Source organism: Thermovenabulum gondwanense, from assembly GCF_001601575.1.
GTDB classification, from domain to species: Bacteria; Bacillota; Thermosediminibacteria; order Thermosediminibacterales; family Thermosediminibacteraceae; genus Thermovenabulum; species Thermovenabulum gondwanense.
The window spans coordinates 84,956-107,723 of the sequence record NZ_LOHZ01000042.1 but is presented as its reverse complement, the minus strand read 5'-3'; the positions used below and the strand labels follow the sequence as shown (position 1 = coordinate 107,723).

26 protein-coding genes and 1 riboswitch are annotated in these 22,768 nt (G+C 33.8%); all 26 genes read left to right on the top strand.

Features of this window, described 5'->3' with window-relative positions; genetic code table 11:
* The first annotated feature begins 36 nt into the window (after nt 1-36).
* Nucleotides 37-1,068 carry an AI-2E family transporter gene (locus ATZ99_RS10000; protein WP_083947459.1) on the top strand — a complete coding sequence of 344 codons (1,032 nt, stop codon included), beginning with the start codon at nt 37-39 and terminating at the stop codon, nt 1,066-1,068.
* A 61-nt stretch (nt 1,069-1,129) separates the two neighbouring features.
* A riboswitch (Lysine riboswitch) is annotated at nt 1,130-1,319 on the top strand.
* A gap of 130 nt (nt 1,320-1,449) precedes the next feature.
* Nucleotides 1,450-2,787 (top strand): diaminopimelate decarboxylase, encoded by a 1,338-nt coding sequence (gene lysA, locus ATZ99_RS09995; protein ID WP_068749083.1) that lies wholly within the window; start codon nt 1,450-1,452, stop codon nt 2,785-2,787.
* A gap of 97 nt (nt 2,788-2,884) precedes the next feature.
* Nucleotides 2,885-3,496: a site-2 protease family protein gene (locus tag ATZ99_RS09990; RefSeq protein ID WP_068749082.1), complete on the top strand. Its 612-nt coding sequence runs from the start codon at nt 2,885-2,887 to the stop codon at nt 3,494-3,496.
* 26 nt (nt 3,497-3,522) lie between these two features.
* Complete coding sequence (gene trpS, locus ATZ99_RS09985; protein ID WP_068749081.1) at nt 3,523-4,509, top strand: tryptophan--tRNA ligase; 987 nt, start codon at nt 3,523-3,525, stop codon at nt 4,507-4,509.
* A gap of 18 nt (nt 4,510-4,527) precedes the next feature.
* Complete coding sequence (locus tag ATZ99_RS09980; protein ID WP_068749080.1) at nt 4,528-5,295, top strand: segregation and condensation protein A; 768 nt, start codon at nt 4,528-4,530, stop codon at nt 5,293-5,295.
* Nucleotides 5,277-5,810 (top strand): SMC-Scp complex subunit ScpB, encoded by a 534-nt coding sequence (gene scpB / locus ATZ99_RS09975; protein WP_068749079.1) that lies wholly within the window; start codon nt 5,277-5,279, stop codon nt 5,808-5,810. The genes ATZ99_RS09980 and scpB overlap by 19 nt, the downstream gene beginning before the upstream one ends.
* Before the next feature lie 23 nt (nt 5,811-5,833).
* Complete coding sequence (locus ATZ99_RS12380; RefSeq protein WP_425428313.1) at nt 5,834-6,454, top strand: DUF2953 domain-containing protein; 621 nt, start codon at nt 5,834-5,836, stop codon at nt 6,452-6,454.
* On the top strand, nt 6,435-6,851 hold the full coding sequence (ytfJ, locus tag ATZ99_RS09965; protein WP_068749077.1) for a GerW family sporulation protein: 417 nt from the start codon (nt 6,435-6,437) through the stop codon (nt 6,849-6,851). The genes ATZ99_RS12380 and ytfJ overlap by 20 nt, the downstream gene beginning before the upstream one ends.
* A 76-nt stretch (nt 6,852-6,927) precedes the next feature.
* On the top strand, nt 6,928-7,332 hold the full coding sequence (locus tag ATZ99_RS09960) for a nucleoside triphosphate pyrophosphohydrolase family protein (protein WP_068749142.1): 405 nt from the start codon (nt 6,928-6,930) through the stop codon (nt 7,330-7,332).
* 79 nt (nt 7,333-7,411) lie between these two features.
* Complete coding sequence (locus ATZ99_RS09955) at nt 7,412-8,536, top strand: D-alanyl-D-alanine carboxypeptidase family protein (RefSeq protein WP_068749076.1); 1,125 nt, start codon at nt 7,412-7,414, stop codon at nt 8,534-8,536.
* Nucleotides 8,537-8,620: 84 nt separating this feature from the next.
* Complete coding sequence (locus ATZ99_RS09950) at nt 8,621-9,364, top strand: FCD domain-containing protein (RefSeq protein WP_068749075.1); 744 nt, start codon at nt 8,621-8,623, stop codon at nt 9,362-9,364.
* Between the two features lie 58 nt (nt 9,365-9,422).
* Nucleotides 9,423-9,656 carry a hypothetical protein gene (locus tag ATZ99_RS09945; RefSeq protein ID WP_068749074.1) on the top strand — a complete coding sequence of 78 codons (234 nt, stop codon included), beginning with the start codon at nt 9,423-9,425 and terminating at the stop codon, nt 9,654-9,656.
* A 6-nt stretch (nt 9,657-9,662) separates the two neighbouring features.
* Complete coding sequence (kamB, locus tag ATZ99_RS09940; RefSeq protein ID WP_068749073.1) at nt 9,663-10,751, top strand: lysine 5,6-aminomutase reactivase subunit KamB; 1,089 nt, start codon at nt 9,663-9,665, stop codon at nt 10,749-10,751.
* A 95-nt stretch (nt 10,752-10,846) separates the two neighbouring features.
* Nucleotides 10,847-11,791: a sulfide/dihydroorotate dehydrogenase-like FAD/NAD-binding protein gene (locus ATZ99_RS09935; protein ID WP_068749072.1), complete on the top strand. Its 945-nt coding sequence runs from the start codon at nt 10,847-10,849 to the stop codon at nt 11,789-11,791.
* On the top strand, nt 11,788-13,068 hold the full coding sequence (locus ATZ99_RS09930; protein ID WP_068749071.1) for an FAD-dependent oxidoreductase: 1,281 nt from the start codon (nt 11,788-11,790) through the stop codon (nt 13,066-13,068). Before ATZ99_RS09935 ends, ATZ99_RS09930 begins: the two co-directional genes overlap by 4 nt.
* Before the next feature lie 31 nt (nt 13,069-13,099).
* Complete coding sequence (locus ATZ99_RS09925) at nt 13,100-13,813, top strand: pseudouridine synthase (RefSeq protein WP_083947463.1); 714 nt, start codon at nt 13,100-13,102, stop codon at nt 13,811-13,813.
* Between the two features lie 14 nt (nt 13,814-13,827).
* Complete coding sequence (locus ATZ99_RS09920; RefSeq protein WP_068749070.1) at nt 13,828-14,286, top strand: GNAT family N-acetyltransferase; 459 nt, start codon at nt 13,828-13,830, stop codon at nt 14,284-14,286.
* Nucleotides 14,287-14,395: 109 nt separating this feature from the next.
* On the top strand, nt 14,396-15,220 hold the full coding sequence (gene speE, locus ATZ99_RS09915; protein ID WP_068749069.1) for a polyamine aminopropyltransferase: 825 nt from the start codon (nt 14,396-14,398) through the stop codon (nt 15,218-15,220).
* Nucleotides 15,221-15,234: 14 nt separating this feature from the next.
* Complete coding sequence (speB, locus tag ATZ99_RS09910) at nt 15,235-16,098, top strand: agmatinase (protein WP_068749068.1); 864 nt, start codon at nt 15,235-15,237, stop codon at nt 16,096-16,098.
* A gap of 14 nt (nt 16,099-16,112) precedes the next feature.
* The gene (locus ATZ99_RS09905) at nt 16,113-17,363 is read left to right on the top strand and encodes an ABC transporter ATP-binding protein (protein WP_068749140.1); all 1,251 of its coding nucleotides are present in this window, start codon (nt 16,113-16,115) and stop codon (nt 17,361-17,363) included.
* Between the two features lie 15 nt (nt 17,364-17,378).
* Nucleotides 17,379-17,840 carry a hypothetical protein gene (locus tag ATZ99_RS09900; RefSeq protein WP_068749067.1) on the top strand — a complete coding sequence of 154 codons (462 nt, stop codon included), beginning with the start codon at nt 17,379-17,381 and terminating at the stop codon, nt 17,838-17,840.
* Between the two features lie 25 nt (nt 17,841-17,865).
* Nucleotides 17,866-19,107 (top strand): BaiN/RdsA family NAD(P)/FAD-dependent oxidoreductase, encoded by a 1,242-nt coding sequence (locus ATZ99_RS09895; protein WP_068749066.1) that lies wholly within the window; start codon nt 17,866-17,868, stop codon nt 19,105-19,107.
* Nucleotides 19,108-19,115: 8 nt separating this feature from the next.
* Nucleotides 19,116-19,472 (top strand): chorismate mutase, encoded by a 357-nt coding sequence (aroH, locus tag ATZ99_RS09890; RefSeq protein WP_068749065.1) that lies wholly within the window; start codon nt 19,116-19,118, stop codon nt 19,470-19,472.
* A 12-nt stretch (nt 19,473-19,484) separates the two neighbouring features.
* Nucleotides 19,485-20,135 (top strand): (d)CMP kinase, encoded by a 651-nt coding sequence (gene cmk, locus ATZ99_RS09885; protein WP_068749064.1) that lies wholly within the window; start codon nt 19,485-19,487, stop codon nt 20,133-20,135.
* 4 nt (nt 20,136-20,139) lie between these two features.
* Nucleotides 20,140-20,721 (top strand): lysophospholipid acyltransferase family protein, encoded by a 582-nt coding sequence (locus ATZ99_RS09880; protein ID WP_068749063.1) that lies wholly within the window; start codon nt 20,140-20,142, stop codon nt 20,719-20,721.
* Between the two features lie 31 nt (nt 20,722-20,752).
* Nucleotides 20,753-22,744: a bifunctional 4-hydroxy-3-methylbut-2-enyl diphosphate reductase/30S ribosomal protein S1 gene (locus ATZ99_RS09875; protein WP_068749062.1), complete on the top strand. Its 1,992-nt coding sequence runs from the start codon at nt 20,753-20,755 to the stop codon at nt 22,742-22,744.
* Nucleotides 22,745-22,768: the final 24 nt, after the last annotated feature.

The window sequence follows — 22,768 nt, the reverse complement described above, 5'->3', positions numbered from 1 at the left end:
AAATGAGTAAGCAAGGGGGAAACAAAAGTTAATAATATATTAAAATTTAATAGTAAAAAATTATTTTACTATATTCCAATCATAGTAGGAGTTTTTATAATATTTATTTATCGCAAAAAAATAAAATCAATAATTTTACCATTTTTTATCGGGGGGATTATTGCTTATATATTAAATCCGGTGGTTGATTATCTCGGGAAGAAAGGCTTACATAGAACGGTAGCAATTTCTATAATTTATTTTATTTTAATAGGATATAGCATCGTGACATTATTTTACATAATCCCGGTTATGATAAATGAAATAAATAAAATAGTAGAATTATTACCTATATATTCAAAAATTGTGGATAATTTTATTAATACAATTAGAGTTAGCCTGGGAGATAGTATCCCTTCAAATATTAAAAGCACAATAGAAGGACAAATATTTAAACTTGAATCAGGGTTAGCACTATTTTTGCAAAACACCGTAAACCTGTTAATTCATGGAATTTCGAGCTTTTTCAGCTCGATAATATTAGGACCTATTATAGGATTTTATTTACTGAAAGATTTCAAGAAAATAAAGAAAAACATTGAAGATATTTTACCTGAAAAATACAGGTTATTGATATTTCCCTTTTTAAATAAAATTGACTTTGCTTTAGGAAAATATATTAGAGGGCAACTAATAGTGTGTTTCTTTATCGGAGTATTAACAACTTTAATATTGTATATTTTTAAAATTGAATTTGCTCTTTTAATAGGAATTTTGGCAGGAGTGACAAACATAATACCATATTTTGGACCAATAATAGGAGCTTTACCAGCGGTTATAATTGCTTTAATGAAATGTCCTCAAAAAATACCCTGGGTTTTATTATCTTTATTTATTATTCAGCAAGTAGAGAGTGGGATTATTTCTCCCTGGATAATGGGAGAAAATCTTAACCTCCATCCATTAACCGTTATATTTTCTCTAATGGTAGGAGGTACTTTTTTTGGGATATGGGGTCTAATTCTTTCGATTCCAATGGCTGCTGTTCTAAAGCTTTTGATAAACTCATATAATAAAAAATTTTATTGACAGCGAATAATTTATCATGTTAATATATAAAAAATGAATATTAATACCTCATCTCGATATGAGTTGAGGTAGAGGCGCGGTAAGTCAATAGTACTTTTACAAAAGGCACGGAAAGCCGATGGCGTAAAAGGAAAGGGGCTACCGCCGAAGTACAGCCTATATTCCGGATAGGTTGTACTGGGCCTATGCCGAATAGGTATAGGACTGTCACCAAAAAACCCCCAGTTTTTTGGTGGAGCGCTACTTCAAATTCGGGGAGAGTGGGGTATTTGCCTTGTTTTCGTACGAAAGACAGCCGGCAAATACACCGGGTGTCTTTTTTTATTAATTGGCAAATATCTCCCCGAAAAACAAAAAAAATCTAAAAGGGGAGGATTATTTATGCTTCATGAAAATCTTTCTATTAATGAAAAGGGACATTTAGAAATTGCAGGTGTGGATGCGGTAGAACTTGCAAGTACCTTTGGAACACCATTATACGTTTTTGATGAGGGATTAATAAGGGAAAATTGCAGGAAGTTTAAAAAAGAATTAGCAAATTTATATGAGAACAGTGGGGTTATCTATGCTGGAAAAGCTTTTATGACAATGAACATGGCAAAAATTGTAGAAGAGGAAGGCCTTTATCTGGATGTAGTTTCCGGGGGAGAATTGTATACAGCTTTAAAAGCCAATTTTCCTGCCAGCAGGATATTTTTTCACGGAAATAATAAATCGTTTCAGGAATTAAAAATGGCAATACAATATGGCGTAGGGAGGATTGTTGTAGATAATTTTTACGAAATTGAATTGATTAATGATATTTGCAAGAAAATGAAAAAAACGGTGGATATTTTACTGAGAATAACCCCCGGTATAGAAGCCCATACTCATGATTATATAAAAACAGGACAAATTGACTCTAAATTTGGCTTCGGGCTTGAAAATGGACATGCGTTAATAGCCGTGAAGACTGCTGTAAAAATGAAGACAGTAAATCTTGTAGGGCTTCATTGTCATATTGGGTCTCAAATTTTCGAAACACAACCTTTTAAAGATGCCGGAATTATAATGATGGAACTCGTAAAGACTATTAAAGATGAGTTTAATTACGATATAGAAGAACTGGATTTTGGCGGAGGCTTTGGCATTAAATATACAAAAGATGATAAACCCCTCCCCGTAAAAGAATATCTTGAAGCGTTAGTTCTTTCGATTAGAGAAAAAGCAAAAGAACATGGATTGAAACTTCCAAAACTACTAATAGAACCGGGACGAGCCATTGTAGGACCGGCGGGAATGACGTTATATACCGTAGGGGCAATAAAAAATATCCCCGGGGTTAGAAAATATGTAAGCGTAGATGGAGGAATGAGCGATAATATAAGACCAGCTTTGTATAATGCAAAATATGAAGCGGTGATTGCCAATAAAGCTTCGAAACCTTTAGAAGAAGTTGTTTCAATAGCGGGAAAATGCTGTGAGTCAGGAGATATGTTAATATGGGATATAAATCTTCCAAAAGTGGAGCCGGGAGATATTCTCGCTGTATTCTCAACAGGTGCCTATCATCATTCTATGTCCAGCAATTACAATATGCTTCCTCGTCCTGCTGTGGTATTTATTTATAATAAAAAAGCAAGGCTGGTAATAAAAAGAGAAACCTATGAAGATTTAATCAAAAATGAATTATTTGAAGATAAGGGTAAAACGGTATCATTTTTTGAACATACTGTTTAAAAGGTGCGCCAGAAGCGCACTTTTTTCTTTTCATAAAAATATGATATAATGCTTATATAAATATTAATATTTTTTGCCAATAGAGAGGATGTTTTCTATGCCAGCATTTTTTGGTCCAGAAATGTTGTTAAGAATTCCTGCACTGTTAATTGCTATTACGGTTCATGAATATTCTCACGCAATAACTTCTCAAATGTTTGGTGATCCCACACCTCGATGGAGTGGAAGGCTAACGTTGAATCCTTTTGCCCATCTTGACCCTATTGGGCTTTTGATGTTGTGGATATTTCGTTTTGGATGGGCCAAGCCCGTTCCGGTTAATCCATTTTATTATAAAAATAGAAAATTGGGTTTAACTGCCGTCGCTTTTGCGGGACCCTTATCAAATTTTCTACTTGCTTTTATAAGTTTTTTTATATTAAAATTGGGTATTACAGAAGGAATTTTGGAAAGTTTTTTATATGTTTTGTTTTCATATAATCTGATATTATCTGTTTTTAATTTGATCCCCATCCCGCCTTTAGATGGTTCCAAAATTTTAATGGGGATAATGCCCGGCGCCAATAATGAATTTTTTTATAAGTTAGAACAATTCGGTCCATTTATTCTTATTCTTCTTGTATATTTTAATGTAATCGACATTATTTTAAATCCATTGATATCCCTTGTTTACAAATTATTATCCACAATGGTCGGGATATTCATTTAAGTAAGTATTTTTAAGGAGTGATAGCAATGTCAAAAAATCACAGAATAATGAGTGGAATGAGACCAACTGCAAAGCTTCATTTAGGAAATATGATGGGAGCTTTAATGAACTGGGTCAAACTTCAGGATGAGTACGAATGTTTTTATTCTATAGTTGATTGGCATGCATTGACGACGGGATATAATGATACCTCGGGTTTAAAGGGCTATATAAGAGAAATGGTAATTGATTGGCTGAGCGTAGGACTTGACCCGGAAAAGTGCAATATTTTTGTTCAATCACAAATAAAGGAACATGCAGAACTTCATCTATTACTTTCCATGATAACTCCACTTTCCTGGCTGGAAAGGTGTCCTACCTATAAAGAACAGCTACGGCAGTTAGAGGGAAGGGAAATAAATACTTACGGATTTTTAGGCTATCCGGTTCTTATGACCGCTGATATATTAGCTTACAAAGCTGACCTGGTGCCTGTGGGAGAAGATCAAGCCCCTCATTTAGAATTAGCAAGGGAAATTGTACGTCGTTTTAATTATCTTTATAAGCCGGTATTTCCCGAGCCTGAAGCTTTGTATACAGAAGCTAAGGTTCTTCCGGGTATTGATGGAAGGAAAATGAGCAAAAGTTACGACAATTATATTGCAATTTCGGCTACTCCTGAGGAAATACGTCAAAAGGTAATGATGATGGTTACGGACCCCGCAAGGATAAAAAAATCCGATCCGGGTCATCCGGAAATTTGTACGGTATACGCTTTTAATAAAGTTTTTGCTGAAGAGGAAAGGGTTAAAGAACTGGAGGAATCCTGTAAAAATGCTAAAATAGGCTGCGTGGAATGCAAGAAGAGATTAGCGGACCTGCTGGTAAAGTTTATGGAACCCATTCGCGAAAGAAGAATTTCCTTAGAAAAAAATCCCGAATTGGTTAATGATATCCTAAATACAGGTGCGAAGAAAGCAAGGGAAGTAGCTTCGAAAACTCTTGAAGAGGTAAGGGAAGCTATGAAGATATAAAAGCGAAGGGTGAAAACTTTGATAAGTGTAAAATTGGATGCTTTTGAAGGGCCGTTAGATCTTCTCTTACATTTGATAGAAAAAAATAAAATAAATATTTACGATATTCCTATATCGGAAATTACCGAACAGTATATTTCCTATCTTTATAATTTAGAAAATATGGACATAGAAATTGCCAGCCAGTTTTTACTAATGGCTTCCACTCTTTTAAGCATAAAATCCAAAATGCTTTTACCTCAATCAAGAAAAAGCATTGATTCACAGATGGAAATATGCTCTGCCATTGATGAAGATCCCAGAGCAGAGCTGGTAGAAAGGTTACTGGAGTATAGAAAATATAAAGAAATTGCTTCTCTTTTGAGGGAAAGGGAAGAAAAAGAAATGCTTTTAATAAAAAGGAAGCCAGAAGATTTTAGTAATTTTTGGGAGGATGAATTTATCCTCCCAAAAATTACGTTAAAAGATATTATTAATATTTATTATTCTTTAATGAAGGAAAGTAAAAATAAGAAAGATTTTGAAATAAAGTTTGAATTGAAAGACAGCATTCCATTAAAACAAAAAATCAAAAATGTCTACAAACAAATTTTTAAAAAGAAAAAAGCGGTATTTGCAGACCTTTTTAATAAAACCTGCACAAGAATGGAAATTATTGTAACATTTCTTGCGATTTTGGAGTTGTATAAGTTGAATAAAATAGATATTATTCAAGAAAAACCTTTTGATGATATTTATATTTTCTTAAAAATAAGGGGAGAAAATCGGTGGATGGAGAATTTTTAATGGCAGTGATAGAAGCTATTGCCTTTTCTTCAGGAGAGCCTGTTTCTATCAAGGAAATTTCAAATGCTCTGGGAATAAGTCAAGAGGAAATAATTAATACTATAGAAAATTTAAAAATGGAATACGAAAAAATAAGCAGGGGCATATTTCTATCTATAATAGGTGAAAAAATACGTCTTACCACTAAACCTGAAGTATTTCCATATCTTGAAAAATTATTTAAACAAAAAACAAAAGTGAAGTTAAAAAGAGCAGCTTTAGAAACCCTTGCAATAATAATGTTTAAGCAGCCTATTACAAAAACAGAAATTGAAATGATAAGAGGAGTAAATGTAGAGAAGACCCTAAACAGCCTCATTGAAAAGGGATTGATAAAAGAAGTTGATAGATTGGATGCACCGGGTAAGCCCATACTTTACGGTATTACTGATTATTGCCTTGAATATTTTGGATTGGAATCAATAGAAAAATTAAAAGATGAATATGAAAACAGGAAAAATGCAGAAACTAATTAAGGGGATTTCGAGTGGCATTAAAAATGTTTTATACTATACTGATTGTTTTAGTATTTTTGATGGGGTTTTTTTTTATTTTCCCCTTAACTGTTCGTATTTATTTTCATTACAATAATTCAGGGTTTATTGTTTTATTAAATTTTTTGGGAATTACTATAAATTATGATCCTGTTTTAAATAAAATACAAACGAGGATTTTTTTTCCTTTTTTAGAATTTACCGTATTTGCTTCGAAGAGAAAAACAAAATCTAAGGTAATGAAAAACAGGAGAATTTCACAAATTGGTATAAAGGAAATATTTGATTTTGTTAATAATTTATCCCGGTACATAAAAATAAAAAAATTAAATTTTTACTGCAGGATAGGATATAATGATCCGGCCTTTCTTGCAGTTATTATAGGTATCGCTTGGTCTATTTTATTTATATTATATTCTTTTTTTGATATATTTCTTGACCTTGATAAAAAAAGCTCATCTGTTTTTATTGAACCTGATTTCCTGAATAATCAATTAAAGGTAATTTTTGAAAGTATAATATCCATAAAGTTAGGTAATATTATTATTACTGCAGTATGTTATTATTTGATAAAAATTTTTAGAAAAAAAAGAGGGGCGAAGCAATATGGATACACATCCTATTGAGAGCTTGATGAAAACTGTAATGGCAAGTTTAAAGGAAATGATAGATGTCAATACAATCGTAGGAGATCCGGTGGAAAGTATGGATGGGAACGTTATTATTCCTGTTTCCAAGGTTACCTTTGGTTTTGCTGCGGGAGGCAGTGAATTTTCATCACAAAAGAATGTCCAGGATAAAGAAAAAAAAGAGGAAAAAGCATTACCTTTTGGAGGAGGAACAGGTGCAGGGATAAGCCTTCAACCAATAGCTTTTTTAATAGTAGGGGGAGGACAGGTAAAACTTCTTCCGGTTTACCAAAATGCTATGTGGGAGAGAATTTTAGATGTTTCTCCTCAAATTTTAGAGCAGATAAAGACTATTTTTAAAAAATCAGAGGAAAAGAGTGTTCAGCCCTTATAGACCGGGCTTTTTTTATTTGATAATATTAACAAAGGATAAATATTACAATTTATTATTTATTAAAAGGGTGGTAGAAGTGGAATTGAAAAAAGCTATGGAACTTATCTGGGAAAATCGAAAATATGAAACACAGGATCCAAAAGAAGCCATAAGTCACCTTAATGAAGAGGTGGCCGAATCTCTTAAAGCTTTAATGAGGGGGGAGACGTCTAAAGCAAAAAGAGAGCTGGAAGATGCTTTGTCCTGCTTGTTTATTGCTCTAAGAGTAATGGAGATTGACCCTGAAGAAGCGGTAAATAGACAAATAGCTCAGATGAGAAAGAGACAGGGTAGAACGATGATCTTCAAAAGGGATAGGGTCGAAATATATGTGGATGGGGAACTAAAGGGCGGATGGTCACTGGGATGTGAAGAAGATATTAAAGAAGCTGAAAAAATTGCAAAAGAGTTTGGCTGTCATATAATTTACGAAGAAAAATAGTGAATGTTAAATCCCTCCATATTTTAGCAGAATTTTTTAACTTTCACTTACTCAGAATAGAAATATGGAGGGATTTTTGATGAATAGATATAAAAAATATTTTTCCACTTTTTTTATTTTGTGGGTGATTTTTTGTTTTCAAAATATTTGTCTTGCCCAAATAGAAAAGCCGTACATCAATGCGAAAGCATTTGTGTTAATGGATAGAACTTCCGGAAGAATACTTATTAGTAAAAATGAGGATATGAAACTTCCCATGGCGAGTACTACGAAGATAATGACCGCAATAGTTGCTTTAGAAAAAGGAGATTTAAACGATAAAGTATTTGTCAGCAAAAGGGCTACAAGAATTAGCGGTTCAAAATTTAACATTAAAGAGGGTCAACAGATTACTTTAAAAAATTTGCTTTACGGACTATTATTATGTTCCGGAAATGATGCGGCAATTGCTATTGCAGAACATATAGGAGGGAATGTAGAAAATTTTGTCAATATGATGAATATAAAAGCTTATGAAATAGGGGCAAAAAATACTCACTTTGCAAACCCGCATGGCCTTGATAACCCGGAACACTATACCACAGCAAAAGATCTGGCATTAATTACTAAATATGCCCTTGAAAATCCCGTATTTTGTGAAATAGTTGCTACTAAAGAAATAGAAATAGTTGATGGGGATTTTAAAAAAAAGATTAATAATACCAACAGGCTGTTAAGAATTTTAGATTATGTAAATGGTGTAAAAACCGGGTACACCGGTAAAGCGGGAAAATGTTTGGTGGCTTCTGCTGAATTAAATAATCTTAACATTATTTCGGTGGTTCTTAATTCTAAGGATCATTTTGCAGAAACAATTAAATTATTGAATTATGGAATAAAAAATTATCATCCTTTGGAATTGTTAAAGGATAATAACGTATATACAACTATCCGAGTAAAAAATGGAATATTCGACACAGTAGATTTAATTCCGGCAAAAGAGATAATTGCCCTAATAAGAAATGATGAAAATGTTGAAATTAAAAGCGAAGTACCTCAGGAAATAACTGCGCCCGTAAAAAAAGATGAGGAAATAGGAACCTTACAAATTTTTATTGACGGTAAGCCATTGTGTAATGTAAAGCTCAAAGCTGCCTTCGATGTAAGAAAAAAAAGTATGTTTGATGTTTTCAAGCTTTTACTTACAGAGTTGACCGGATTTTAAAAATTTAGATATAAAAGAGGATTTTTTAATATAATTATAGAATTATAAATCCATTATGGTATATTTTATATAAGGAGAGGTAGGATGGTTCATAGAAAAGAGGAGGTAATTTTTTCAATTTTAAAAATGATTGCTGAAAATCCGGGACCAGTAGGTTCGGGATATGTTAGAGAAAACCTCAGATTAAAAGGCATTGACCTGAGCGAAGCCACCTGTGGGCGAATTTTAAGACAGTTAGATACCGAGGGATATACAGAAAAAATAGGCTTTAAAGGAAGGATATTAACCTCATTTGGATTACAAAAACTAAAAGAATTAGAAAGCGAACAGAAAATTAACGCGTACAGCAATGAACTTAAAAAAGTGATTAAGGCTACGGGAAGACAGGAGCTTCTGGACATTTTAGTCGCAAGAAAAGCAATAGAGAGTCAGATGGCAAAACTTGCGGCAAAGAATGTTACTTCCAAGGAACTTAAGGAAATGAAAGAAGTGTTAGAAGTTCAAAAAAAACATGTGGAAGAAGGAATTTCTATTGCCGAGGAAGATGTAAAATTTCATAAGCTAATAGCTCAAGCGGCAAGAAACCGTGTATTGGATGCTGCCCTGGATCTAATACGACAATACGGACAGCTTTCACCAATACTTGAATATATCCGATTACAAGTAAAGGGTAAAATGCTTTCCGATCACAATAAAATATATGAGGCAATAGAAAAAAGGGATGAAAAAGCAGCTGAGGCTGCAATGATTGAACATATAGAAAACTTAATGAAAGATGTGGAAAAATACTGGGATGAACTGTATTCGGGGCAGGAAGTCAAAAGATAAAATATTTTTTAATTTTTTTAGAAAATACTACTCATCTATGATGAGAAGGAGGATCTGTATGTCAAAAATGTTAGAAAAGGTTATGGATGCCGTTGACCTTGAAACTTTTATTGTTGCTGAAAATGAAGAAGAAGGGAGAAAAGCGGCATTATCGTTAATGAGAGAATTGGGATTCAAAGATGTGGATTTGGTTTTCATTCAATTTCAGGGAGCGGGTGTTCGTGTACGCTTGAGGGGATATGTATATAAACCTGGTGATCAATATAAATGGTTAATAAGCGAGGAGGAATAAAAGAGATTGATAACGCTTGGAATTGCTGGAACAGCAAAAAATACAGGGAAAACTACTACTTTATCGTCAATAATTGATGAGCTTTATAGAAATAATGAAAAAATTGCATTGACAAGTATAGGCTATGATGGGGAAGAAATTGATAATGTTACGGGTCTTTTTAAACCCAGGTATAAATTAAAAGAGGGTATTATTTTAGCTACAGCAAATAAAACTTTAAAGAAAATAAACGGTATTTATGAGGAGATTTATAATACCGAAATCCCTACCCCCTTAGGGAAGGTAAAAGTGGTAAGGGTTAGAAAAGAAGGGCTTTTTGTTGTAGCCGGACCCAATAAAGGAAGCGAAATTGAGAAAATAAAAAAATTATTTTACAATATGGGAATAAAATATATGTTAATTGACGGAGCCTTAAATAGGATCGCACCGATGGAAAACACGGATGCTATAATTATAGCTACGGGTGCAGCAATGAATACGGATATTGAGAGAATCAGTGATAATGCCAGAGCTATATCCTATATATTTAATGATATCGATAGAGTTCAAGATGAAATAGCAGAAATTTTAGAAGGCGTTGATAGAGTAACCATTTTTAAAGAAAACGATTTCATTAAAATGTCTTTCAATTCCTTTTTAGATTATGAAAATTTGGATGAAATATTAGGGAAAATTGAAAAGAACGATATTATTTATATACCGGGTCTTTGCATAAATTACTTACTGGAAGAATTGTTAAATAAATTGATTGAAAAGAGCTTCAGGACTACAATTATCTTTAAAAATCCCGTAAGATTATTGCTGGCAGGGGCTCCGGAAAAAACGATGGAAGTGATATATAAAGCAGTTTTAAATGGGATATATTGTAAATATTTGGATAAAATTTCTCTTCTTGCTTTTACAATAAATCCATATTACCCATTATACAACCCTCTTGAGAATGTCTATAAAGAAGCTTACATTGATGAATTAAAACTAAAAGAGAGCATGCTGGCGAAAACCAGCGTTCCCGTAATCAATATTAAAAAAGATGGTCCGCAAAAATTAATAAATATTATAGAAAGCTTTAAATACAGCAGGTTAATTCCCCTGTAAGGCAATACCTTACAGGGATTTTTTATTCACAAAAATCTTTTATAAAACATATGGTAATAGAAATAATATTTTTGTTCTTGGGAGGGACCTTTTCAATGAAATTGGATTATAGCTGTATTGATACAGCATCGAATTATTGTCCGTGTTATTTAGCTGAAACAGGAGATTGCATAGTATGTCCCATTTTAAGAGGTGATAATAATTGTGATTGCCGCTGGCCGAAAATTTGCATTTATCAGGAATTTTTGTGGAATGGTCGAAAAAAGGCTAATATGAGGAACTTTATAAAGGCAAAAATAATAGAAAAAAAAATATACAGCGAAAACCTGTTTACCCTTACTATTAAATTACCGCAGGATACACAGGCAATCGATTTCGGTCAGGCTGGAACCTTTGTTTTCATAAAACCCCAGGATTCTCCGAATTTTTATGAGGTCCCGATATGTGTAATGGATATTGATGAAGAAAACAATCTAATGTTTTTTGCAATCCAGGTATTAGGTCCAAAAACTAAAAATCTTTTTAATGAAAATGAAAGAATCGTCTTGAGAGGGCCTTATTATAACGGGATTTTAGGATTAAAATATATTAAATCATCTATATCGAAAAACTGCATGCTTATCGGGAGAGGCATAGGTCAGGCTTCGTTGGTGATGGTAGCAAAAGCGTTAAATAGAGGAAATAACAGGATTATTGCTATGTTAAATCCAGGGGCTGTAATGTTTAATATTGCAGAGGAAATTTTAAAAAAATACGGCTTTTTGGTAAGACCCTATGAGGAAGAAGGCCTTAGAGATTTAATTTTAAAAGGCAAGTTTGAATTAATCTTCAGCGCCGGATCAAATTCTCAACATAAATTTATATTTGATTTAATCAGGAAAAATTGTTTGGATGTAAAACTTGCAATATCTAATAATTTTCAAATATGCTGTGGAGAAGGTGTCTGCGGGAGCTGTGCATTAAATTTAGATGGAGAAATGGTTCGCTTTTGTAAAGCACAGATAGATGCGGAAAGGGCGTTGCAGGAGGGTTTGTTATGATAAGGGTAGTTATAATAGGTGGAGGATGGGCAGGTTGCGGAGCTGCTCTTGCTGCAAAAAAGGCCGGAGCAGATGTATTAATTATAGAAAAGACCGATCTGTTATTGGGATGCGGTCTTTTCGGAGGTATCATGAGAAATAATGGGAGATATACCGCTGCTGAAGAAGCAATTGAAATGGGCGGCGGAGAGCTTTTTGAGATTATTGATAGAACTGCAAAACATGTAAACGTAAATTTTCCCGGTCATAATCACGCAACTTTATACGATATTACAAAAATAGAGCCAATAGTAAGAAGGTTTTTAAGAGAAATAGGTGTTGAAATAAAGTTCATGAAAAGAGCCGTAGAAGTAGAAATGAAAAAAAATATAATTAAAGGTATAATATTGGATGATGGCGAAAAAATATCAGGAGATGTATTTATCGAAACTACCGGGTCCTCGGGACCGATGGGTAATTGTTTAAAATATGGCAATGGTTGTGTAATGTGTGCACAAAAATGTCCAGCTTTCGGCCCAAGAGTCAGCATAAGTCAAAAGGCAGGTGTTAATGATTTAATTGGGAAAAGGTCTGCGGATTTATTTGGTGCAATGAGCGGTTCCTGCGATATTAATAAGGATTCTCTAAGCAGTGAACTGCAAAAAATGCTGGATGAAGAAGGGGTGGCGGTAATTAAACTACCTGAGTCATTAATAAATAAGGAAAAGCTGAAAATGAAGGTTTGTCAACAGTATGCAATAAATGAATATGCTGAAAATATTATCCTCTTGGATACCGGTCATATTAAATTAATGTCTCCATTTTTTAATCTGGAAGACTTAAGAAAAATAGAAGGGTTTGAAAATGTAATGTACGAAGGGCCCTTTGCAGCAAGCAAGGGAAATTCTATAAGGTATATGTCAATGGCTCCCAGGGATGATTTCATGAAGGTAATGGGTATGGATAACCTTTTCTGTGCCGGTGAAAAAGCGGGTCCATTTGTGGGTCATACAGAAGCCATAGTTACCGGGTTATTAGCGGGGCTTAATGCGGTAAGGAAGGCAACAAAAAAGGATTTAATAAAATTACCCGAAACTACTGCCATAGGTGATATAATAAGCTATGTAAATGAGGAAATAAAAAAACCCGATGGTCTTTATCAAAGATTTACCTTTGCCGGTTCCACTTATTTCGAACGTATGAAACAAATAGGTTTATATTCCACAAATAAGAAGCAGATCAGTGAAAGAGTGAATAAAGAAGGTCTAACTGGAATTTTTGATAAACGAATATTATAAACCCTGGATTATAAACGGGAGGAGAATTTCTTTGGAAGTAAGATTGCAAAAATTTCTTTCTATGGCTGGTGTAACTTCAAGGCGGAGAGCGGAAGAAATGATCTTGCAAAAGAGGGTTAAAGTTAATGGTATTACGGTAACAAAACCGGGAGTAAAAGTGGATACCGAAAAAGATATCGTCCAGGTGGATGGAGAGCTTTGCAAATTAAAGAATTCCAATGTTTATATTCTGTTAAATAAACCGAAGGGGTATATAACTACTCTTTATGACCCCTTCGGTCGTCCCACAGTATGGGAGTTGATTAAGGGCGTAGGTACCAGGGTTTTTCCAGTGGGTAGACTTGACAAAGATACCGAAGGGTTATTGCTTTTGACTAATGATGGAGAATTAGCGTATAAGCTTACGCATCCAAAACACGGAATAGAAAAGACCTATATTGTAAAGGTAAAAGGAAATATTTCCAGAAAGGCTATTGATAATCTGGAAAAAGGTGTAATATTAGAAGAGGGGAAAACTTTACCTGCAAAGGTGAGGGTATTAAGAAAAGAAAACGATTATAGTATTTTAGAAATAACAATACATGAAGGTAAAAAAAGGCAGATTAGAAGGATGTGCGAAAAAGTTGGACATCCTGTAATAAATTTAAAAAGAATAAAAATTGGAGATTTAACTTTAAAAGGCTTGAAGGCCGGAGAATGGAGGTATTTAACTAAAAAAGAAATAGAGTACTTAAAAAATTTATAAAGGAGGGGTTTCTGTTGTTAATCTTCAGAAGGGCAAAAGTGGAGGATTTTGAGAAAATAAAACAAATTATAAAAGATTGCGGATTATGTGATTGTGATCTGGAAAGATGGTTAAACAATTTCATGGTTGCTGAAGAAGACGGGAATGTCATAGGAACGGGAGGGATTGAAAACTATGGTGAATATGGAATTCTCTGTTCGGTAGCGGTATTGCCTGATTTTAGAAATCATGGTATCGGAGACGGCCTTGTTAGATCTCTAATTAATTTGGCTGATAGAATGGGAATTAAAACTTTATTTCTTTTTACGGATAAGGCTGTAAACTTTTTTGAGAGAGTGGGATTTAGAAAAACAAACAGAAGTGAAATTCAGGAAAATTGTCCCGAATCAAAACAGCTTTCAAGCTGTCCCCTCAGTTTCATTCCTATGCGATTAAATATTAATGAGTTTTTTGAAAATATTAAATGTAAGTAGGTCTTTTTACAGGATAAATTTAGTAATTTAAACCTATTTGAATATTTTCTCCATATTTGGTATAATTTTTCCGATATAAAAGAAGCAATATAAAAAGGAGTGAAAGGAATTGGAATTCTGGTTCAGTGAATATCAATCAAAAAATGTTAAAATGAGTTACAGGATTAGGATGCAGTTACACAGGGAAAAAACAAAATTTCAGGAGTTGGCAGTTTTTGACAGTGAGGACTGCGGAAGAATGTTGATACTGGACGATGTGGTCCAGCTAACGATGAAAGACGAATTTGTATACCATGAAATGATGTCTCACGTTCCTTTATTTACTCATGGAAATGCAAAAAAGGTATTGGTTATAGGCGGAGGAGATGGAGGTACTTTAAGGGAAATTTTAAAGCACCCGGTGGAAGAAGCTCACCTTGTGGAAATTGACGAAGGGGTAATCGAAGCTGCCAAAAATTATTTTCCCGAATTGAGTGTAGCCTTTAAGGATGAACGTGCAAAAATTTTTTGTGAAGATGGTATAGCTTTTATTAAAGACAAGAAAAACTTTTACGATATAATAATTATCGATTCTACCGACCCTATTGGCCCTGCTGTGGGACTTTTTGCAAAAGAGTTTTACAACAACGTGTATGAAGCGCTTACAGAAGATGGAATTTTTGTCGCTCAGACTGAATCACCTTTCTTTTTCAGTGAATTATTAAAGAGAATATATAAAGATGTATCCTCAATTTTTAAATATACAAATGTTTATATTGCTACCATTCCTACATATCCCGGAGCTCTTTGGACTTTTACAATGGGTTCTAAAAAGATTAATCCTTTAGAAAGAACCGTTGATAAAATTGATTTTGACACTAAATATTATACACCGGAAATTCATAAGGCAGCTTTTGTTCTTCCGGCATTTGTAAAAAAGATAATTTCCGGTTAAAAGGGGAGAGTAAGTTGCTCCAAAAGGAACTTTATCTCAAGACCTCGGGATTTCTTAGAGCTAAAGAAGATTATGAGAAAAGTAAGGCTGTAATTGTGGGAGTCCCGATGGATTTTACGGTAAGTTTCAGGCCCGGCACCAGGATGGGACCAAGAAAAATAAGAGAAGTATCATACGGGTTGGAAGATTACAGCCCTTACCTTGATGAATCTTTAAATAATAAAAATTACTTTGATGCGGGAGATTTGGATTTACCCTTTGGTAATGTAGAAAAAAGTTTAAAAATAATCGAGAAATCGGCGGAAAATATTTTGGAGGACAACAAAATTCCCGTGTTTTTAGGAGGAGAACATTTAATTAGTTTTCCTTTAATAAAAAAGGTTGCGGAGAAATATCCGGAACTTGCAGTTTTACATTTTGACGCTCATGCAGACCTCAGAGACGAGTTTTTTGGAGAAAAATTTTCCCATGCTACCGTATTAAGACGTGCATGCGAGCATCTCAAAGATAAAAGACTTTATCAATTTGGAATCAGATCAGGAATAAAAGAAGAGTTCGAATATATAAAACAGCACGGTTTTTTAAGCTTTGCAGAAGTGAAGGAAGGATTCATGAATAAATTTGATGAATTCAAAAATTATCCTTTATACATTACATTGGACATAGATGTATTTGATCCTTCCTATGCTCCCGGTACCGGAACACCAGAGCCCGGGGGCTGTACCTCGAAGGATTTCTTTGATCTAATCCCCTACTTTAAAAAGTTAAATATTGTAGGTTTCGATATTGTGGAGGTATCTCCCATCAACGATTTATCTGAAAGGACTTCCCTGCTTGCTGCAAAGATTTTAAGAGAAGTGCTTCTTTGTATATGTTAAATGCGGGTGAAAGTATGAAATATAAATTAAAGGTGGATAATTTATCCTTTTATTATGAAGATAAAAAAATATTGGAAGAAATAAATTTTGAAGTATATCCGGGGGAGTTTATAGGTATTTTGGGGCCAAACGGCTCAGGTAAAACTACTTTATTAAAAAACCTTAACCGTTGGCTTTTACCCCAAAAAGGTTGCATTTTTATTGATAACGAAAATATAAAAAAGTTATCGATTCAATCCCTTGCAAAGATAATAGCAACGGTTCCACAAGATACCCAAATAAATTATGACTTTACCGTAGAAGAAATAGTTTTAATGGGAAGAACTCCTTATCTTAAAGCACTGGAAAGGGAAAAAGAAGAAGATTATTTTATTGCTGAAAAATCGATGGAGGCCGTAGGAGTTTATAATTTAAAGCATAATTTTATTACCCATTTAAGCGGTGGAGAAAGACAAAGGGTTTTGATAGCCAGAGCATTAACTCAGCAACCGAAAATTCTTCTTTTGGATGAACCCGTATCTCATCTGGATATTAAATATAAATGGGAAGTAATGGGGATTTTAAAGGATATTTCTAAAACGAGAAATATTATTATAATTGCAACTTTGCATGATATAAATATTGCTTCAACTTTCTGCGATAAAATACTAATTTTAAAAGAAGGTAAGATATTTAAATTCGGAACTCCTAAGGAAGTAATAACTGCAGAAAATATAAAAGAAGTATTTGGAGTAGAGTCCTTCGTTTCAGGTTTTACTGAAAAAGGTGCTCCGCTTCTTATAACTTATGGAAAAGTTATAGAAAATCAGGGAAAAAAGAGCCCGATGAAAAGAGTGCACGTTATCTGCGGCGGAGGAACCGGAGAAAAGGTAATGATGTTGTTGGAGAAAAAAAATTATGATATATCCTGCGGGGTACTTAATATTGGAGATAGCGATTGGAAGATTGCAAAAGCATTAAATATTCAAGTAGTAGAAGAAACTCCCTTTTCACCCATATCGGAGAAAAATGCAAAACTCAATTTGGAATTAATGATGAAAGCAGATGCAATTATTCTGGTCAATACACCTTTTGGATCTGGGAATTTGAAAAACCTTCAACTCCTTGAAAAATTAATCGAAAAAGAAAAGAAGATCTTTATAGTTGAAGAAACTCCGATAAAGGAAAGAGATTTTACCAGCGGAAAAGCAGAGGAAATATATAATAGGATGAAAGAAAAGAGTATTTTAGTTAATTCTGTTGAAGAACTTAATTATTATTTTTAAAAGTCGGAGGTTTATATGGTTAAGATAATGCTGGGAGATGAAGTGGTGCAAAGTAAAATAAGATTCAAAGTCCGATTAGACTTTAGAGGTGAGTATAAACCCGGTAGATTTCTATTTGGTAGTCGTCCCGTAGAACAGGTTGCCCAGATGATACGAGAAGAACAGGTTACGCTTTTAAAGAATATGCCTATGCAGGGAATCATTTTAGAAGACTATGATATTTCTGCAGAACCATATGTAATTTTTGATGATTTAATAGGTGAAAAGGTGGCATATGCTCCAGCTATTCTAACTATTACGGCCGATTCCATCGAAGATATGGTTAAATTTATTATGAGGGAAGAGTTTCGGAAAATAGAAATACTTGAACCTCCGCAGATGATTATAACCAATAAGGATTTGGAAAGAATCCTCTTTAAGATGGGAGAGGAGTTCAGGTCCCAACTCATTTATTTTGCAAAAAGATTAAAAAAGTGATTATACTGTATGGACGGTAAAAAAAATGAAAAAGATAGCTGTAGTTGGAGGAGGAGCTGCTGGGCTAATAGCAGCTTATTTTGCCAAAACAATAAATACTGATGTGACTTTATTTGAAAGAAACCATAATTTAGGAAGGAAGATATTAATTTCCGGCAAAGGTCGGTGTAATTTAACGAATATTAAGGATGTAAGAGAAATTATTGAAAACATACCCGGAAACGGTAAATTTTTATACAGTGCCCTCAATAGTTTTTCCAATATCGATTTAATAAATTTTATGGAAAAACTCGGTGTCAAAACAAAGGTTGAAAGAGGTGGAAGAGTTTTTCCTGTTTCGGATAAATCTGAGGATGTGGTGGTGGCTTTAAAAGGAGCCTTAGAAAAAAAAGGCGTCGTTTTAAGATTAAATTCAAGGGTAAAGGAAGTAAAAGTTTCAAACGGCAAAGTTTCGGGAATAGAATTATATGAAAAAGAGGAATATATTCCCTTTGATGCAGTAATTATAGCAACGGGAGGACTTTCTTATCCTTCTACCGGTTCCACCGGGGATGGCTATGAAATCGCAAGAAGGTTGGGTCACACCATTGTGGATTTAAGACCTTCGCTGGTTCCCCTTATAACAAAGGAGAATTGGGTAAAAGATTTACAGGGGCTTAGTCTTAAAAATGTTGAAGTTACTTCTTTCTATAATGGAATAAAAATTAATTCTGAATTTGGAGAAATGTTATTTACTCATTACGGAGTATCGGGCCCTGTAATTTTAACAATTAGCCGAGAAATAGTAGATTATTTAAAAGAGAATAAAGAAGTGATTATTTCCATTAATTTGAAGCCAGCTTTAACTTCGGAAAAAATCTATGAAAGAGTTTGTAGGGACTTTGAAAAATATAGCAGGAAGCTTTACAAAAATTCCTTAGACGATCTTTTACCCAAAAAGCTCATTCCGATAATTATTAAACTTTCGGGTATTTCAGCCGAAAAACCTGTCAATCAAATCAGCAAGGAAGAAAGAATGAAACTGGTAGAACTTTTGTCTAACTTTAAACTTACAGTTATAGGATGCCGGGAAAAAGAAGCCATAGTTACTCGAGGCGGAGTTAGTGTAAAAGAAATAAATCCAAAAACAATGGAATCCAAATTAGTAAAAGGGCTTTACTTTGCCGGTGAAGTAATTGATATAGATGGTTACACAGGAGGATTTAATTTACAGGCTGCTTTTTCTACGGGCTATTTAGCAGGTGTTAATGCCTGTAAAGAGGGTTAGGTGAGAAAATGAAGATTAGAGGTATTAGAGGAGCCATTACCGTAAATTCAAACTCAAAAGAAGAGATAATAAATTCAACAAAGGAATTATTGAGAGAAATGATTGAAAAAAATCAGGTGGACATAGAAGAAATATGCTTTATACTTTTTAGTGCTACTGATGATTTAGATGCAGCATTTCCGGCGCAAGCTGCAAGAGAAATGGGAATGAAATATGTTCCATTGTTGGATTTTTCTCATATGAAAGTTCCGGAAGATTTAAAAAGATGTATACGCATATTAATGGTATTTAATTCTGATAAAAAACCAGAAGAAATAAAACATGTATATCTAAAAGAAGCAAAAAGGTTAAGACCGGATTTATAAGGGGGGTAGGTTTTGGGTAAAAGTTTAAAGATAGCTATAGATGGCCCCGCCGGCTCGGGTAAAAGTACTATAGCCAAGATTTTAGCTGAAAAGCTCTCTCTCTTATACATAGATACGGGTGCCATGTACAGAGCAATTACTTTTAAGGCCTTACAATCAGGAAGGTTTAGTACAAAAGATATTATTGATATAGCAGAAAACTCTCAAATAATATTCGATAAAGGCAGGATTTATCTGGACGGAATGGATGTGACGGAGGAAATAAGAAAACCTGAAATAGATGAAAAAGTATCGATTACAGCCAGTATACCTGAAGTAAGAGAAAGATTAGTAATGCTTCAAAGAAAAATGGCTGCCGAGCAGGGGGTAGTAATGGACGGTCGAGATATTGGCACCGTGGTTCTTCCGGATGCCGATTATAAATTTTTTTTAACCGCAAACATTGAAGAAAGAGCGATAAGAAGATACAATGAATTATTAAAAAAAGGTGTTTTTAAAAGTTTTCAAGAGGTCAAAGAGGAGATAATAAGAAGGGATAAAAATGATGCCGAAAGAGAATGCTCACCTTTTAAGAAAGCAGAAGATGCGGTAGAAATTGACACAACGGATAAGGATATTAATACGGTGGTTAAGGAATTGATGGAATATATTAAAAAGGGGTAAAAGGATGTTATATAGAATTGCAAAGTTATTATGTAAAATAATCCTTTTGATCTTTTTCCGAATTGAGGTTTTGGGAAGAGAAAATTTTCCGAAGGATGGCCCTGTTATCGTTTATTCTAATCATAAAAGTTTTTGGGATCCTATTTTAATAGGCTGTATGCTGGATAGAACGGTAAATTTTATGGCAAAAATTGAACTTTTTAAATATCCTGTTTTTGGTTTTATCCTGAGGAATTTGTACGCATTTCCCGTAAATAGAGGGGCTCCGGACAGAAAAGCAATTAGAAAAGCCCTACAGGTATTAAAAGAAGGAAAAGTCCTGGGTATTTTCCCGGAGGGTACCAGGAGTAAAGATGGTATGTTAAAAGATCCCGAACCGGGTATAGCTCTTTTTGCCATAAAAACGGAAAACTTAAAACTTGTACCTGTGGCGATTAAAGGAAATTACAAATTTTTTTCAAAAGTTCAGCTTATTATTGGAGAGCCTATAGTTTTTGAAAGTAAAAATGAAAAATATAGTTCGGAAAAAATTAACGAATTAAGTATTGAATTATTTAAAAAAGTTGAGCAATTACTTGTGTCTTAAAATATTAGAATAAATTTCGGGATGTGAAATTATGAAAATTTACATTGCTGATTATTCGGGATTTTGTTTTGGAGTAAAAAGGGCTGTTGGTATATTGGAGAATATGGTAAAAAATGGAGAGGAGGCCTATACACTTGGGCCTATAATACATAATCCTCAAGTGGTAGAGTATTTTACCCAAAAAGGGATAAAGCCAATAGAACTAAATGATCTTGATTCCGAAAGAAAGAGAAATGTTGTCATCAGAACCCACGGAATAGAACCGGGATTAGAAAAATTATTAAAAGATAAAGTAATAAATGTAATTGATGCTACTTGCCCATTTGTTAAGAGGGTTCATAAAATCGCGGAGGAAATTTCTAAAAAAGGCCTTATGCTTATTATTATTGGTGAAAAAGATCATCCAGAAGTTATTGGTATTAAAGGACATTGCTTTGGAAAATGTGTTGTGGTGGAAAATAAAAGTGAAGCTGAAAAAGTGGATAACTTTGACAAGGCTGCTGTAGTGGTTCAAACTACTCAAACCCAGGAAAATGTAGATAAAATAATGGAAATATTGAATCAAAAGGGAGAAATAGTAGAATTTTATAATACCCGGTGTGACGCTACCGCAAAACGGCAGGATGCTGCAAAAAAACTGGCAAAAATGGTGGATGTAATGCTCGTAATAGGAGGGAAAAACAGTGCCAATACAAATAAACTTGCAGTTATTTGTGAAAAAGAGGGAGCAAGGGTTTACCATATTGAAACCGCGGAGGAAATAAAAAAAGATTGGTTTAAAGAAACAGATAAAGTGGGTATAACAGCAGGTGCTTCAACACCTGATTGGATTATAAAGGAGGTAGTAAATAAAATGGAAGAAATAGCAAAACAATTTGATGAAAATCATGAAACGGAAATTAGGAAGGGTCTAATTCTCGATGGAAGGGTAGTTAAAGTTACGGATAAAGAAGTAATAGTAGATATAGGGGCTAAGCAAGACGGAATTATACCATTAAACGAAGTATCTCATAAGCCCGTAAATTCTCCTCTTGATGTTGTTAAAGAGGGAGAACATATAAAGGTATTTGTATTGAACCCCGAAGATAGAGAGGGGAATTTAATCCTTTCCAAGAAAAGGGCGGATTATATTGTTGGGTGGGAAAATGTAGAAAAAGCCTATAACGAAAAAGAAACTGTGGATGCGACAGTTGAAGAGATTGTTAAAGGTGGTGCTCTTGCCAGGGTTTTTAATATAAGGGCATTTATTCCGGCTTCCCACATGGATTTTAAGTATGTTCAGGATCTTTCAGATTACATTGGTCAAACCTTAAAGTTTAAAATTATAGAAATTGATAAAGAGCAAAAACGAATAGTTTTGTCCCGTAAGGCTTTTTTAGAAGAAGAAAGAGAAAAAACAAAGAATCAAATATGGGATAAAATTAAAGAAGGGGATATTATAACGGGTACTGTAAAAAGGATAGCTGATTTTGGTGCTTTTGTAGATATTGGTGGCTATGATGGGATGATTCATATTTCTGATTTGTCCTATGGCAAAGTAAAACATCCTTCGGAAATATTAACTCCGGGGCAAGAGGTAAAAGTTAAAGTTTTGAAGATTGATAAGGAAAAAGGTAAAATATCCTTAGGGCTAAAGCAGTTAGCAAAGGATCCGTGGACAGAAGTTGATAAAAAATTACATGAGGGGAATGTGGTTGAGGGCAAAGTGGTTAAATTAACTAATTTTGGAGCTTTTGTAGAATTACAACCGGGAGTAGAAGGACTGGTTCATATATCCCAGATTTCAAAACAAAAGATTAAACATCCTCAGGAAGTTTTTAAGGTAGGGGATATGGTAAAAGTAAAGGTATTAGAAATAAATCCAAAAGAAAAAAAGATAAGTTTAAGTATAAAAGAGGCTCTTGAAGAGGAAAATAAAGATTCAAGGAAAATACAAGATCCGAAAGAAGAAGTAAAGGAAGAAGGTCTAAAAATTACTATTGGAGAAATTTTTGGAGATCTTCTTAAAAAGTCTATTCAATAATTAAAATTTTTAAAGGGGAGGATT